Below are 14,904 nucleotides of genomic sequence, written 5' to 3'. Positions count from 1 at the left end.
ATGCGAGCCGGAAGGCAGGGGCGGACTTGCGTCGAAGGCGGCGCAGGCTTGAGCCGACCCTTGTCCCGGCCTTGGGGATCAAGGGGCTTGGGAATGAAAATCCAATATCTTCGCGGCGCATCGATCGCCGTCCTGGCGGCGACTTCGGCTTTTGGCGGCGCGGCCCGTGCGCAGGAGGCCGCAGAGGTCACTGAAGTGGTGGTCACCGGCTTCCGCTCAAGCCTCGACAAGGCGCTGGCGGTCAAGCGCGAGGCCACCGGCGTAGTCGACACCATCATCGCCGAGGACATCGCCAAGTTCCCGGACGCCAACCTCGCCGAGTCCATGCAGCGCGTGCCCGGCGTCGCCCTGCAACGTGGCGACGGCGGCGAAGGGCGCGCCATCACCGTGCGGGGTCTGGGACCCATCTTCACCCGCACCCGCGTCAACGGAATGGAGGCCAACAGCGTCGTCGGCGGCACCGACGTCCAGGGCGCCAGCGGCCGCGGACGGGGCTTCGACTTCAACGTCTTCGCCTCGGAGGTCTTCCAGAACCTCACCGTGCGCAAGACCTACTCCGCTGACGTTCAGGAAGGCTCGCTCGGCGCCACGGTTGATCTCGGATCGCCGCGTCCCCTCGACTACAACCGCGACTTCGTCCTGGCCGGTTCGGTCAAAGGCTCGTTCAACGACCTGACCGAGAAGTTCGATCCGCGCTTCGCCGGCCTGATCGCCAAGAGCAACGCCGACGGCACCCTGGGCGTGCTGTTCTCGGCGGCCTACGCCGAGCGACGCACGGTGGAGGAGGGCTATTCCCCCGCCAACGTGCTCAACGGCATCGTCGACGGCGGCTATTGCAGCCCCATCGGGTTTGCGCCGCAGAACCCGGCGAGCGATCCCGTCAAGGGCACGAACGCTGCCAACTGCGCCACCGGCGTGCCGCGCACTTCGAACGCCGCGGCTTACACGGCCGTGTCCAGCGCCAACGCTTTCATGCCGCGCCTGCCGCGTCCCTACCGCAGCGCCCAGGACTATTCGCGTCTTGGCCTGACCGGCGCCCTGCAGTGGCGTCCCAGCGAGAACACCGAGTTCGTTCTCGACGTTCTGCACTCCAAGTACGATGTGGAGCGCTATGACGACGCGCTAATGGCGCACTCGTTCGGCCGCGGCGTCGGCAACAACGGCAAACCGCACACTTCGGTGGTGGAGGCCGAGGTCGCTCCTGACGGCACGGTGCTGTTCGGCCGCTTCAACGGCGTCGATGTGGGCTCGATCTCCACCCACGACATCTTCACCACCAAGTTCACGCAAGTGACCCTGAACGGCCGCCACCGGTTCAACGACCGTTTCGAGGTGTCGGGCCTCGTGGGCGTCTCGCGCACCGATTTTGACGAACCGCTGCGCTTTGACCTGCGCATCGACGCCAACAACGTCAACAACTACACCTTCGATCTTCGGGGTCATCCGACGCTGCCGACGATCGGCTACGGCTTCGACATCACCAATCCGGCCAACTTCACCTTCGGCCCGGCGACCGCCGACGGCACGGTCAACGGCACCTTCGGCGGCCGCAAGGTGTTCACCGACTTCGACAACAACCTCTTCAAGTTCGACGGCGTCTTCACCGTCTTTGACGGTCTGAAGGTGCGGGCGGGCGCCGAGTACCGTGAAGCGGAGTTCACCAGCGTGGAGCTGGGCCGCGCAGGTCCGATTTCGGCCTTCGTGCCGACCCTGCCGGCCGGCACGACCCTGGCCTCCCTGACCACGCAGGTCACGGACTTCGGCAAGGGTCTGAAGGGCGGGTTGCCGTCGAGCTGGGTCAAGCCCGATCACGCAAAATTCGAGCAGGCCTTCGGCCTTTCCAGCAACACCGGCAACTTCCTGTTCACCGGGGCGGAGACCGGCACCTCGCTGGGCGGCAACTATTCCATCGATGAGACCGTCAAGACCGCCTTCATCCAGGCCGAGTTCGAGATCGACAGCCTTGCCGTCCCGGTGCGCGGCGACGTCGGCGTGCGCTACGCCAGGACCGACCAGACCTCGTTCGGCTATGTGACCCTGGGCGTGCCGGTCAACGGCCGCACCTTCCAGCCGGTGACGGTGGAGCGCGACTATGACGATTGGCTGCCGGCCCTGAACCTGACCGCGGAGCTGCGCGACGACCTGCTGCTGCGCTTCTCGGCGGCCAAGACCATCGCGCGTCCAGACCTCGGCCAGCTGTCGCCCTCGGGCGGCTTCAACCCGACGATCCGCACCGTATCGGTGGGCAACGCGCTCCTGGAACCGATCCGGGCCAACACTATCGACGTGTCGGCCGAGTGGTACTTCGCCCGCGGCGCCCTGCTGTCAGTCGGCTACTTCTACAAGGACATCAAGACTTACATCCAGGCTCAGCAGCGCTTGATCCCGTTCACCGAGACGGGGCTGCCCGGCGAGCTCCTGGCCGGCACCCAGGCCACCCCTGCCGACCTCTTCACCGTCACCAACCTGACCAACACCAAAGGCGGTCCGGTCAAGGGTGTCGAGGTCAACTATCAGCAGCCTCTGCGCTTCCTGCCGGGCCTGCTGTCCAACACCGGCGTCCTGTTCAACTACACCTATGTGGACGCCGACATCGAATACATCCTCAACGCCACCACGGGCAGCACGACGATCCAGCCGCTGGTGGGCATGTCGAAGAACCAGGCCAACGCCACCCTCTACTACGAGGATGACGTCTTCAGCGCCCGGGTGTCTGCCAACTACCGCTCCAAGTTCGTCCGCTCGGTGCCGTCCATCGGCACGGGCAGCGACATCGACACCACCAAGTCGACGACCTACGTGGACTTCTCGGCCACCTACAAGCTCACCGAGCAGTTCAAGCTGACCTTCGAGGGTCAGAACCTCACCGACGAGCACACCATCCACCTGGTGGATTCGCGCCGCATGGACCCGCTCTATGACGCGCACCAGGGCCGGACGTTCACGCTGGGCGTGTCCTACCGGTACTAAGCTCCTAGACTGCGGCGATCGGAATCCCTTCTCCTCCGATCGCCGCTCTTTTTTGTCGGATGGCGGAGGAAAGATGCGTAGTCGGTTCGGGGCGGTGCTGGCCCTGTCTTGGATGTTCAGCGGCGGCGCGGCCACGGCCTTCGCCGCCGAAGCCGTCTTGAACGGCGGCTCGGTGCTCGACGAGGTCAATGTCTTCGTCGGGTCGGACAACAACGGCAACACCACGCCCGGAGCGCAGACGCCGTTTGGCTTCGTCAGCTTCGGACCGGACACTGTCAGCGGCTCCACCAACGGCTACGACTCCAAGTCTCCCGCCGTCGGCTTTTCCCTCACCCATGTGAGCGGCACGGGCGGCAACAGCAAGTACGGCAACTTCCGCATCACCCCGTCGGTGGGACCGGTGGATCCGCGCAACCTGGTGTTCGCGCGTCATAACGAGGCCGGCTCGCCGGGCTTCTATCGCACCGATCTTGCCGCCGGCGCCGGCCAGTCCATCACTGTCGAACTTGCGGCCAGCCGGATGGCCGGCATCGCCCAAATCACCTTTCCGAGGCGGGCCGACGCCAACCTGATCCTCGACGCCACTTCGGCCGTGCAGCTGATGGGTTCGGGGCCTCGCGCCACGTCCGCCGAGACCTGGTTCATCGACGAGCGCACCTTCGCCGGCAGGGCCAGCTTCACCGGCGGTTGGAACGAGGCGCCGCTGACCCTCTACTTCCATGCGGTGCTCGACCGCTCGCCCACAGCCTACGGGACGTGGTCGGCCACGCGCGGTTCGCTGGCGCTCCAGACCGGCGGCGCTGCGATCAGTGGCGGTGACCAGACCAAGGACCATTCCAACCGCCTGGGCGCCTACGCCGTCTTCGACGCGCGCGAAAACCCCCGGGTGCGCATGAGGATCGCCGTCTCCTTCACCAGCGTGGAGCAAGCCAGGGCGAACCTGGAGAGCGAGATCCCGAACTTCGAGCTGGCCGCGATCCAGGGGCGGGCCGCAGAAGCCTGGGGCGAGGCGCTCGGCAAGATCAAGGTGGAGGGCGGCTCCACCGATGAGCGTCGAAGCTTCTATTCGGGGCTCTACCGCAGCCACGTCATGCCTCACGACGTCACCGGCGAGAACGCCGGCTGGAGCGGCCCTGGTCCTCACTACGAGGACTACTACACGCTCTGGGACACGTTTCGGACCCTGCATCCGCTGCTGACGGTCATCCAGCCCAAGCGTCAGCGCGACATGATCAATTCGCTGCTGGAGACCTATCGGCGCACGGGCTGGCTGCCGGACGCCCGCATCGCCGGCGCAAACGGCATGACCCAGGGCGGCAGCAACAGCGACGTGCTGATCGCCGATGCGGTGGTCAAGCAACTGGGCGGCTTCGATGCGAAGCTCGCCTTCCAGGCGATCCGCAAGAACGGCGAGGTCGAAAGCGATGATCAGATCGCTCAGGGCCGGGCCCTCAAGGACTACCTTAGCCTCGGCTACATGTCGCAGACGCAGACCCGGTCAGCCTCGCGGACCCTGGAATACGCCTATGACGACTTCGCCATCGCCCAAGTGGCCCAGGCGCTCGGCCAGAAGGCCGACGCCGCGCGTTATCTGAAGCGCTCGCAAAACTGGACAAACCTTTGGGACGAAGAACTCAAATGCATCCGGCCGCGCTACGCCGATGGCGCCTGGATGGCCAACTTCAGCTGCGACCATCTCTATCCGGACAATACGTCCGCCTGGTGGGATGCGCCGTTCTATGAAGGCTCCAGCGCCCAGTATTCGACCTATGTGCCGCATGACGTGGAAGGCCTGATCGGCAAGCTTGGAGGCGAGGCGGGTTTCGTCTCCTGGCTCGACCGCCTGTTCGACAGCGGCGGCTACGAGCAGGGCAACGAGCCGGACTTCCTGGCCCCCTATCTCTACATCCATGCCGGAAGGCCCGACCGCGCCGCCGAGCGTGTGCGCCATATTCTCAAGGAAGAATACAGCCCCACCCACGGCGGCCTGCCCGGCAACGACGACGCCGGCGCCATGTCCTCCTGGTACGTGTGGAGCGCCATCGGCCTGTTCCCCAACGCCGGCCAGCCCTTCTACTACATAGGCTCGCCGATCTTCGAGCGCGCGGTCATCTCGCTGGAGAACGGCAGGACCTTCACGGTGTCGGCCAAGGGGGCGGGCGAGGCGATCCATGTGGTCGGCGCCAGGCTCAACGGAAAGCCGATCGACCGGGCCTGGATCACCCACCAGGAACTGGCGGCCGGAGGAGTCCTGGAGCTGACCATGGCCCAGGAGCCCGGTGTGTGGGCCCGTCGCTTCAGCGCGCCGCCGAACCCCTTCCGGCCCCGGCCCTAGCGCCCGGGTCCAATCCATAATCGCCCGTCCGCGGGCGCGCATGCCTCGAGGAAACGATGAAACAACGGCTCTTGCTCTCCATCGCCGCAGCGGCGGTCTTCATCGCCGCCGGCGCGGCGGCTGAGGCGCCCACCCCCGCACCGGCGGCCGCTCACCTGACCGCCCTGGGCGAGACGCCCTGGGATCAGGCGGCGATCACGGCGCTGGGCGAACGAGTGGCCGACTACCACATCGCGCAGCTGGCCGGCGGCAGCGCCTATCCCAAGGTTCGCACAGGCAACCGTTGGCCGCTGGACTGGAAGGGATGGGAGCAGGGCGCCTTCCTCATCGGTCTGACGGAGTTCGCCGAGCTGAGCGGCGAGCCGCGCTATCGTCAGATGATCCTCCAGCGCGGCGTCGGCAATGACTGGAAGCTGGGCGAACGGCTCTATCACGCCGACGACCATATGATCGGCCAGACCTACTTCTGGGCGCGCCGCAACGGCGCCGGTGATGTCGCCATCGCCCACATGCGCGAAAACTTCGACAAGATCCTCGCCCAACCTTCCACCATCAGCCTGGAATTCGACCGCAAGAAGCCGCTTTGCGTCGACCGTTGGTGCTGGTGCGACGCGCTGTTCATGGCGCCGGCCGCGTGGCTGGAGATGGCCAAGGTCACCGGCGACGCCAAGTATGCGGACTTCGCCAAGAAGGAGTTCTGGGCGGCCACCGACTATCTGTGGGACGAGAGCGAGGACCTCTATTTCCGCGACAGCTCGTTCTTTGAAGAGCGTGACGCGGCCGGCAGGAAGCTGTTCTGGAGCCGCGGCAATGGCTGGGTGTTCGCGGGCCTGGCCCGCATCATCCCGCTTCTGCCCGAGAACGATCCGGACCGCCCGCGCTTCATCGAAGTCTACAAGAAGATGGCGGCCAAGCTCAAAGCGATCCAGAAGCCGGACGGCTACTGGTCGGGTTCATTGCTGAACGACGCGGCCTCGTCGTCGCCGGAATCCAGCGGCACGGGATTTTATGTCTATGGCATGTCCTGGGGAATCAACGCCGGCCTTCTCGACCGCGCCGCCTACGAGCCGGTCGTCCGCAAGGGCTGGACGGCGCTTGTGCGCTCCATCCACCCCGATGGCCGCCTGGGCTGGGTGCAGCCGATCAGCGACCGTCCCGCCTTCGTCTCCTATGACGACACCCACGACTACGGCTACGGGGCCTTCCTTCTGGCCGCCTCGGAGCTTTCCAAGCTGAAGCTTGCCGCGCCTGCGCCCGTGGCGGCGGGGCTCACCGTGACCAACCCTTCTTCGTTCGACCGCCCGGCAGCCTTGGTGGAAATTCCCGTCTCGGCCCTGAAGGGCGCCGACTTTGGCGCCGGGGCGTCCGTGCGGGTCGGCGGGGTGCTCTATCCGGCCCAGATCGAACCCGCCGCGGGCGGGCAGGCCGCGCGCCTGAGCTTTGTTCTGCCGCTCAAGGCGCGCCAGAGCGTCGAGGTTAAGGTCTATCCTCAGGCGGCGCCGCTCACGGATCTCGTCCAGGCTAGTCTCTACGCCCGAGACCACGATGGCGGCTACAGCGCCCGAGGCGCTTACCAGACCCCCGCCGGCCACAAGATCGGCGACGGCCAGGTCGCCTTCGAGGGCGCAGGCTGGGAGAGCGACAAGGCCGCCTATCGGATCTATCTCGATGAGCGGGCGGCCACCGACGTCTTCGGCAAGCGTCAGCCCCTGCCGGTGCTCACCTGGATCGGCCAGGGCAAGGACGACTACCACAAGCTGGCCGACTGGGGGATGGACGTCCTCAAGGTCGGACCGACCCTCGGAATCGGGGCGATCGGGGTGGAGAAGGACGGCAAGGCCATGCAGGCCGCGGCCCGCAGGCTGACCACCACGGTGATCAATCCGGGGCCGGTGACCGCATCCCTGCGGGTGCGCGCCGAAGGCTTCGCGGCGTCCTCGGCCACGGTCGACACGCGCTATACGATCCAGGCTCAAAGCCCGGTGACGATCGCCGACGTGTCGGTGAGCGGCCGCGCGCCGACCCTGGCCACGGGGGTGGTCAAGCATCCGGGCGTGACGGTGCTGCAGCAGGCGCCCGCGCCGGGCGGCTGGGGGTATGTGGCCTCCTGGGGCCGTCAGAGCCTCAATGACGACGATCTGGGCCTGGTGCTGTTCTACCGTGCCGAGGACGTGGCCGGTCCGGCCTTGGACGACGGCGGCTCGCTGAAGGTGGTGTTCAAGGCCCGTCCGGCGCTGCGCTACGGCTTTGCAGCCCTTTGGTCCAAGGATCTCAGCGGGGTGAGCACGCCGCAGGCCTTCGAGGCCTGGGTGAAGACGACAGCGGCCGAGCTGTCGACGCCCGTGACCTGGCGGATCAGGAGCTGATCGCGATGCTTGGCCGCGAGATCGGGCGCGCCGCCGCCTCAGGCTTGTTGGCCTCATGCATCTTGGCCTCAGGCGCCTGGGCGCAGCCGAAGGTGTTGCCGGCCCCCTTGGCGGGCGAAGGGCTGACGGCGGCCGAAACTGTGGTGATCGGGCGTGCGGTTCGCACGGCTCAAGGCTGGTCGCATCAATGGCCGGGGGTCTATTTCGAGGCGGCGTTCGAAGGACCGCGCATCTTCTTCGACATCGGTCCGGGCGACCGGATCGTTCGGGTCACGGTCGACGGCGAGCCTGCGGCGCACCTGACCAAACCTTCGGGACGCTACCGCGTCGATGGCCTCGGGGAAGGGCCGCACGTGGTTCGGGTCGAGATCGTCACTGAAAGCCAGGCGGCCCCCAACCAGTTCGGCGGCTTCTTCCTGGACGGCGAAGGCCGCGCCGCGGCCGCGCCGCGGCCCGGACGCCAGATCGAGTTCATCGGCGACAGCCATACGGTGGGCTTCGGCAACACCTCGGCCACGCGCGATTGCACCAAGGACGAGGTCTGGGCGACGACGGACACTTCACAGGCCTACGGGCCGATGGTGGCCCGCCACTTCAAGGCCGACTATCAGGTCAACGCCATCAGCGGCCGCGGCGTGGTGCGCAACTATGCCGGGCGCCCGGGGCGAACCCTGCCTCAGGCCTATCCTCACGCCCTGCTCGAGACGACGGACGCATACGACGGGCAGGGATGGCGGCCCGATCTCATCGTCATCGCCCTGGGGACCAACGACTTCTCCACCGCCCTGGCCCCGGGGGAGCCCTGGGCCGACCGTGCGGCTCTCCAGGCGGACTTCGTGAAGACCTATGTGGCCTTCATGCGCGATCTTCGGCGGCTCAATCCGCAGGCCCGCTTCGTTCTGTGGGCGGCGGACGTGGCCGAGGGCGAGGTCCAGGCCCAAGTCGAGAAAGTGGTTCGTAAGCTCCAGGAGGACGGGGAGACGAGGCTGTCCTATGTGGCGGTCAACAAGCTGGCCATGAGCGGCTGCGCCTGGCACCCCTCCTTGGAGGACGACCGGATCATCGCCGAGGCGATCATCAAGGCTGTCGATGCGCAGCCGCACGTGTTCTCCCATCGCCGAAGCGGCGGATGAAATTTCAAATGGGCGGGCAGCACCCGGCATGGCATATGGCTGGAAGTTGTCATGGTGCGGGCCTGCTGCTCGCTGCGACGCTCCTTAGGCCAAGCTGGTTTCGGAACGGTCGCGGCCGGGCCGTTCGTATTTCGGCTGGGCTCTGGTTTCGGGCCCGTGCGTACGCATTCACAGGCAAGGTGACAGACTGATCCTCGAACCTGAAAGTAAGCCGAGTTTCGTCGAGCTTTTGAAGCGGTTGTCGCCGATGGAGCCAGAAGACGCCTTTCCGGACGATTTCGATGCAGGGCCGGCGCCTCTCGATGATGTCGAGCTGTGAGCGCGAACGCAGGATGTCTGACCGCCGCATAAGGCGGGGCCGGGTGGGCGCTTCAGAAATTTTCCCGAGACCCTGTAGGGCCGGCGCAAAGCCCTGGTGAGGTCAGATCAGCTGGCCTGCGTCTTCATCAGCGCTTCCGGATTGAGCAGGAAGCGGTTTTGGAAGAGCAGCATGGCTGCCCCCATAGGCGCGGCGTCCTCAGCGGCGGTGGCCGGCTTGAAGGGGGCGATCTTGGGCACGCGTGGCAGCGCCTCCCCGATCCTTGCGTTCAGCCGGTCGCAGACGTGCTCGGCGACAAGCTTGGGCAGTCGTCCGCCGATGAAATGGACTGCGGGGTTCAGCACGCAGTTGATGATCGCGACCGTGCCGAGCAGCTCATCGGCGGCGTGATCGGCCCAAGCCCGCAGCGCCGCCACATGCTCGGGATCTTCCAAGTTTACGTCCTCCGGAGTGGAGACCGCCAGGCCGCGCTTTCCCATGAAGGCGTAGAGGGCGTAGAGGGACACCTCGTCCTGCAGAATGCCGCCGCCTTTTGCGGCGGCCATCAGATCTCGGCTGACAAAGGCGATCTCGCCGCTCCTGTTGTCCGACCCGCGATAGGGCTGGCCGCCGATGATCAGGCCGCTGCCGAGACCGGCGCTGATCAGGGTGAAGATGAAGTTCTGATGCGGCGCGCCGCTGCCGAAATGCAGTTCGCCTATGGCCGCTGCGGTGGCGTCGTTCTCCATGCAGGCCGGCAGGCCAAGGGCGTCGGAGAAGAAGCCGCATACATCGATCTGCGACCAGGCCTCGTAGGCCGCCGGCTTGTTGGGCAAGGGGATGCGGCCAAGATCATCCGGGATGCCGATGCCGATCCCCGCCAAGCGGCTCAGGTCGATGCGGCCCTCGCTCCGAAGACGCGCCAGCTGATTTTGGACAAAGCTCAGCACGGCGTCCGGCAGGGCGAAGTGGCCTTCGACGCAGACGCGGTCCTTCACCTGGCCGATGAAGTCCATGAGCACCAGGGTGGTGTGGTCCCGGTCGATATTGAGACCCAGCGCATAGGCGCTGTCGGCGTCAATGACAAACTTGGTGGCCGGCTGACCTCGGCCGCCCTCGGTCTTGCCGGCCTTCTTGATGAAACCGTCGGAGAGCAGGCGGTTGGTGATGTTGGAGACGGTCGGCGCGGTCAGGCCGGTGATGGCGGTCAGGTCGCTTCTGGTGATCGAACCGGCGCTGCGGATCGCCTGCAGGATGACGCGCTGATTGTGCTCTCCGGCGCGCTCCAGATTGGTGCCCGACAGGCTGTCGAGGGCGGCGGCGGATCGTGGGATCAAGGACATTTGGCGCGTTCAGACAGAAAGCGAACCGTCAGCGGACAACGCTGTCAAAGTCAAGCTCGGGGCGATCGGCTGTGGCGCATCAGCCGCGCCGGTCTCGCGCCATAGATAGGCGGCGCCACGCACGCCGGAGCTGTCTCCGAAACGGGCCGGGACAAACCTGGCCGCCCAGGCATCGGAGAAAACATAGGGCGCCACGTATGCCGGAAGCCGCTCATAGAGCGACGTCACGTTGGACAACCCTCCGCCCAAGACAAAGACTTCGGGGTCATATGTGTTCACAAGGCCCGCCAAGGCGCGACCCAGACGCGAAAGCAGGCGATCGAAGGCCTGTTCTGCGTCTTCGTCGCCGGCTTGGGCGGCGGCGATGATCTCGCGGGCGGTGAGATTTCGGCCTGTCCTGGTCTTGAAGTCCCGGGCGAACCCGGTCCCCGACACGAAAGTCTCGGCGCAGCCGTGGCGGCCGCACCAGCAGGCCGGCCCCGGGACCTCGTCTTCATTCGGCCAGGGCAAACCTACATGGCCGATTTCTCCGGCGAGGCCGTTGGCGCCCTCCACCAGCTTGCCGTTGATCACCAGCCCGCCGCCGTATCCCGTGCCCAGGATGATCGCCGCGACGCTTGCGGCCCCGGCTGCCGCGCCGTCCAGTGCCTCTGACAGGGCCAGGCAGTTTGCGTCGTTGGACACCGCCACGGGGCGGCCGAGCAGGGTCTGCAGATCCTCCCGAAAAGCTCTTCCGTTGAGCCAGACGGCGTTGGCGTTGCGCACGATGCCGGCCTTGGGCGACACGGATCCCGGGGCGCCGACCCCTATGCCGGGGTTAAGCCCGAGCGCAGGCAGGGCGTTGCGGGCCGCGCCCTCGACGGATGTGGTCAGCTGTCGGATGGTCTGCAGAGCGGCGTCGTAGTTGTCCGGCGTGGCGGTGCGTTCGCGGGCAAGTACGGCGCCGTCGTCGGAGAGGGCGGCCGCCTCGATCTTCGTGCCGCCCAGATCGACTCCGATATATAACATCGCCGCCCCTCGACGCCGATCTGGCGCGCTCCGCCGATCGATCACTATTTAATTCAATTTAATTAAGGAAATTGCGGTCTGCAAGGCCGACGCATCGGCGCGCTCGCTTGGGCCGTTCGTGCGGCTTGGAGGAAAACCCGCGGCGAGGGTGAGGTAAACGCGACCTCGTTCGTCCTTGCTGCGCCGGCCTCTCGCCGATGACAGGGGGAAGAACCAGTGACCAGCCTGACCCGCAGCGCCTTCTTGCGTCTGTCGGCCGCCGCCGCGACCGCGGCCGCCGCGCCCGCCAAGGCCCAGCCGTCGCCCAAGACCGTCCGTCCGCTCCTCATCAAGGGCGCGGATGTTCTGACCATGGACCCGAAGACCGGCGAGGTCGCGGGCGCCGACGTCCTGGTCGCCGACGGCAAGATCGCCGCGATCGGCAAGGGACTGTCGGCTGGCGGAGCCGAAGTGGTGGATGCAACTGGCCACATCCTCATGCCCGGCATGATCGACGGTCACCGGCACGTGTGGGAGATCGCCGACGCCGGCCGCCTGACGAAGTTTCACCCCAAGGGCTACTCCACCTATCAGGAGTGGAAGATGCGCACGATCGTGTGCCTCACCCCTGAGGACAATCACCTGGCCGGCCTGATCGGCGGACTGCAGGCGATCGACAGCGGGGTGACCAGCCTTATCGATTTCGCTCACGGCCAGCCGACCCAGGCGCAGGCCCTGGGCGCCGCGCGCGGCCTCAAGGAATCCGGCGTCGCCGGTTGGTTCGCGTTCCAACTGGGCGTGTCGTCCAACTACGGGCCCGGCTCGACGGTCTCACTCGAGCAAGCTCATGCCCTGCGCATCGCGCGCAGCACCGAGACCCACTGGCGGACCGCCGCCGCCATCCAGTCCGAAGTGTTGAGCGGTTCGGGACCTTTGCAGATGGGGCTGTGCCCGAGCACCGGCCTGGGCGACCCCATTGATCTGGTGAAGGCCGAATGGACGCGTGCGCGGGCTACCGGCGTGAAGATGATCGCCGCTCACATCCATCGTCCCGAAAAGCCGCATGCGGTCGGCCATGTGGGCCATCGCGGCAGCGGCATCGCCGATCTGTTCGACGCCGGCCTGTTAGGTCCCGATTTCCACGTGGCGCATGGCAATCAACTGACCGACGAGGAGCTGGCCCTGCTTCGCCGGACCGGCGGCATGATCTGCGCCACGGCCATGGGCGAATTCCCGTATGTCTCGGCGGGCCGCGGCGCCTCGGTGCATGGCCGTGCCCGGGCCGCGGGCGTTCCCGCCGGCGTCGGGGTCGATGTGAGCCTGGCCCTGCCGAGCGACTACTTCGAGCATGTGCGCGCGGGCTTTTGGAATCTCTATCTCGAGCCGGAAGGCCGCAAGATCAACGGCGCGTACAAGTCCGAGGATGTGCTGGATTTTGCGACGCGGATGGGGGCGCAGGCGATCGGCCTGGGCGATGTCACGGGCACCCTTACGGTGGGCAAACGGGCGGACATGCTGCTCGTCAAGACCGACCGGATCGGCTTTGGCATGCTCGGCACGCTGGCTGATCGCGTGGTGACCTTCGCCCAGTCGAGCGACATCGACAGCGTCTGGATCGGCGGCGTCGCCAAGAAGCGCGGCGGGCGCATGATCGGCCACGATTTCACCCGGCTCAAACGCAAGCTGGCCGAGGCTCAGGCTCGTTTCGGCCCGCAGGCCCAGAGCATCAAGTTCAGCTGATGCTGAAGGCGCCGAGCCGTGCGCGACGGTGCGGCGTCAGTACCCGGAAGGCGCCCTCCACCTCACGCCTTCCCCACGGATCGGAGCGACGGCGACGTCGCTCCGAGCCCACGGCCGGAACCCTGCGTCCGGGCCGCGTCGACACGCGCCTAGATTGTATTCAACCTACGGAAATCGTTCACATTTTCATCATGGCGCCGTCATTTTGCGCGATCGGCGTCAATTGCGTTCCGCGCACCGCGTCGGGCGGTTTGCGCCGCCGCCTCATGCCCCATCATCGCCCTTGTCGGAGGGCGTCCTCCGCCAGGGCGGATAGGGGACCGCATGTTGGAAGTGGACAAGGAAAGCTGGGCGTCATTGCTCGGCCGCCTGAAGCGCCGGCTCTGGCCGTCGGCGGATGGAGAGGAGCTGCTGCAGGCGGCCTATCTGCGTCTGCATCGCTACCGGCAGACTCATGCCGTCCAGGATCCCGAGGCCTTCCTGCTGCGCACCGCCGTGAACATCGGCATCGACCAGCAACGCCGGGGCAAGTGGATCGACCACAAGCCGTTCGAGACGGTCTGCGCATCCGCCGCCGTCGATCAGGTGGCGCAGGACGAGGCGCTGGTGGCGCGGGAGCGCCTGAAGCGCGTGCGTGAAGGGCTTGATCGGCTTTCCCCCACCACGCGACGCATCTTTCTGATGCAGCGCGTCGAGGGCAAAAAGTATCGTGAGATCGCGCAGGAGCTGGGCATCAGCCAAAGCGCGGTCGAAAAGCATATCGCCAAGGCCGCCGTCTTCCTGGCGACCTGGTCCGAAGGTTGGTGAATGTCGCGTCCCTCCGAGAAGATTCCGACGGCCATCATGGAGGCGGCCGGCGCCTGGGTGGCGCGGCTGCACGCCGACGACCGCACGCGCCAGGACGAGGCGCGCTTCCGCGCCTGGCTGGCCGCCGATCCGCGCCATGCCGAAGCCTTTGACCGGGTGACTCTGGTGTTCGAAGCGGCCGCTACCGGCCTGAAGGCGGAGAAGCCGCGCAGGACGGTTGATCGGCGTGCGGTGTTCGCCGGTCTGGGCGCGGTCTGCGCCGGGGGCGTCGGGATCGGCCTTTGGTCGACCGCGCGATCCCAGACGATCGAAACCGCCGTAGGGGAGCGCCGCAGCGTGGACCTGGGCGGCGGGTGCAGTCTGGTGCTCGACACCGACACCAAGGTGCGGGTGCGGCGCGCCGACAGTCTGCACCTTCAGCTCGATCGAGGGCGCATCAATCTGGCGGCCGCCATGCTCACGCCCGATGGCGTCGTGCTGGAGGGCGGCGGCTGCACCCTGACGGCCACGGCGGTGAACGCCGACGTCCGGCTTGAGCTGGACGGCCTTTCGGCGGCGGTGCTCTCGGGCCGCGCCCGCATGGACGGTCCATCGGGTCCGGGCGTGGTGCTCGTCGCGGGCGACCGGGTCGACGCCGCGGGCCGCGTGGATCGTCCTTCGATGGACAAGCTCACCGCCTGGCGTCTGGGTCGCCTGGTGTTCGACGAGGACCGGCTGGGTTCCGCCTGCGCTGAACTCAACCGCTACAGCGCAACCCCGCTCGTCGCCGATCCGGCGGTGGCGGACCTGAAGGTCAGCGGCGTCTATCAGACGGGCCGCAGCCTCGACTTCGCCAGGGCGGCGGCGCAGATCCTGCCGGTCGATGTGGTCCGCCGCGACGGCGTCATCCGTCTGACGCCGCGGGCCGGCGGCGCCGGCTGACGCC

At 66.9% G+C, this 14,904-nt stretch carries 9 protein-coding genes; 7 read left to right on the top strand and 2 right to left on the bottom strand.

Features of this window, described 5'->3' with window-relative positions:
* Positions 1-93 precede the first annotated feature (93 nt).
* The 4 genes from P7B02_RS03900 to P7B02_RS03885 all read left to right on the top strand — a co-directional run bounded on the left by P7B02_RS03900 (position 94) and on the right by P7B02_RS03885 (position 8,804).
* Positions 94-2,970, top strand: coding sequence for a TonB-dependent receptor (locus tag P7B02_RS03900; RefSeq protein ID WP_277784992.1), 2,877 nt, complete (start codon positions 94-96; stop codon positions 2,968-2,970).
* 73 nt (positions 2,971-3,043) lie between these two features.
* On the top strand, positions 3,044-5,305 hold the full coding sequence (locus P7B02_RS03895; protein ID WP_277784991.1) for a GH92 family glycosyl hydrolase: 2,262 nt from the start codon (positions 3,044-3,046) through the stop codon (positions 5,303-5,305).
* Between the two features lie 56 nt (positions 5,306-5,361).
* Complete coding sequence (locus tag P7B02_RS03890; RefSeq protein WP_277784990.1) at positions 5,362-7,671, top strand: glycoside hydrolase family 88 protein; 2,310 nt, start codon at positions 5,362-5,364, stop codon at positions 7,669-7,671.
* Between the two features lie 5 nt (positions 7,672-7,676).
* Positions 7,677-8,804, top strand: coding sequence for an SGNH/GDSL hydrolase family protein (locus P7B02_RS03885; protein ID WP_277784989.1), 1,128 nt, complete (start codon positions 7,677-7,679; stop codon positions 8,802-8,804).
* A 426-nt stretch (positions 8,805-9,230) separates the two neighbouring features.
* Here P7B02_RS03885 and P7B02_RS03880 read toward each other — a convergent pair whose 3' ends face one another.
* Positions 9,231-10,445, bottom strand: coding sequence for an ROK family transcriptional regulator (locus P7B02_RS03880; RefSeq protein ID WP_277784988.1), 1,215 nt, complete (start codon positions 10,443-10,445; stop codon positions 9,231-9,233).
* A gap of 9 nt (positions 10,446-10,454) precedes the next feature.
* Positions 10,455-11,453 (bottom strand): ROK family protein, encoded by a 999-nt coding sequence (locus P7B02_RS03875; protein WP_277784987.1) that lies wholly within the window; start codon positions 11,451-11,453, stop codon positions 10,455-10,457.
* A gap of 216 nt (positions 11,454-11,669) precedes the next feature.
* On the opposite strand from P7B02_RS03875, the gene P7B02_RS03870 reads away from it, so the two are divergent.
* The 3 genes from P7B02_RS03870 (at position 11,670) to P7B02_RS03860 (ending at position 14,900) form a co-directional block, all read left to right on the top strand.
* Positions 11,670-13,172 (top strand): amidohydrolase family protein, encoded by a 1,503-nt coding sequence (locus P7B02_RS03870; protein WP_277784986.1) that lies wholly within the window; start codon positions 11,670-11,672, stop codon positions 13,170-13,172.
* A 324-nt stretch (positions 13,173-13,496) separates the two neighbouring features.
* Positions 13,497-13,979, top strand: coding sequence for an RNA polymerase sigma factor (locus P7B02_RS03865; protein WP_277784985.1), 483 nt, complete (start codon positions 13,497-13,499; stop codon positions 13,977-13,979).
* Positions 13,980-14,900, top strand: a complete 921-nt coding sequence (locus tag P7B02_RS03860) for a FecR family protein (RefSeq protein ID WP_277784984.1) — start codon at positions 13,980-13,982, stop codon at positions 14,898-14,900.
* Positions 14,901-14,904: the final 4 nt, after the last annotated feature.

The organism is Caulobacter segnis, assembly GCF_029543125.1.
In the GTDB taxonomy this organism is placed as follows: Bacteria; Pseudomonadota; Alphaproteobacteria; order Caulobacterales; family Caulobacteraceae; genus Caulobacter; species Caulobacter segnis_D.
The sequence above is the reverse complement of the archived record's forward strand: the minus strand, read 5'-3'. Positions and strand labels throughout refer to the sequence as shown.

Bases quoted from the DNA above. Each gene is read 5' to 3' on its own strand.
- P7B02_RS03900 (WP_277784992.1), top strand. From the start codon at position 94: ATGAAAATCCAATATCTTCGCGGCGCATCGATCGCCGTCCTGGCGGCG.
- P7B02_RS03895 (WP_277784991.1), top strand. From the start codon at position 3,044: ATGCGTAGTCGGTTCGGGGCGGTGCTGGCCCTGTCTTGGATGTTCAGC.
- P7B02_RS03890 (WP_277784990.1), top strand. From the start codon at position 5,362: ATGAAACAACGGCTCTTGCTCTCCATCGCCGCAGCGGCGGTCTTCATC.
- P7B02_RS03885 (WP_277784989.1), top strand. From the start codon at position 7,677: ATGCTTGGCCGCGAGATCGGGCGCGCCGCCGCCTCAGGCTTGTTGGCC.
- P7B02_RS03880 (WP_277784988.1), bottom strand. From the start codon at position 10,445: ATGTCCTTGATCCCACGATCCGCCGCCGCCCTCGACAGCCTGTCGGGC.
- P7B02_RS03875 (WP_277784987.1), bottom strand. From the start codon at position 11,453: ATGTTATATATCGGAGTCGATCTGGGCGGCACGAAGATCGAGGCGGCC.
- P7B02_RS03865 (WP_277784985.1), top strand. From the start codon at position 13,497: ATGTTGGAAGTGGACAAGGAAAGCTGGGCGTCATTGCTCGGCCGCCTG.
- P7B02_RS03860 (WP_277784984.1), top strand. From the start codon at position 13,980: ATGTCGCGTCCCTCCGAGAAGATTCCGACGGCCATCATGGAGGCGGCC.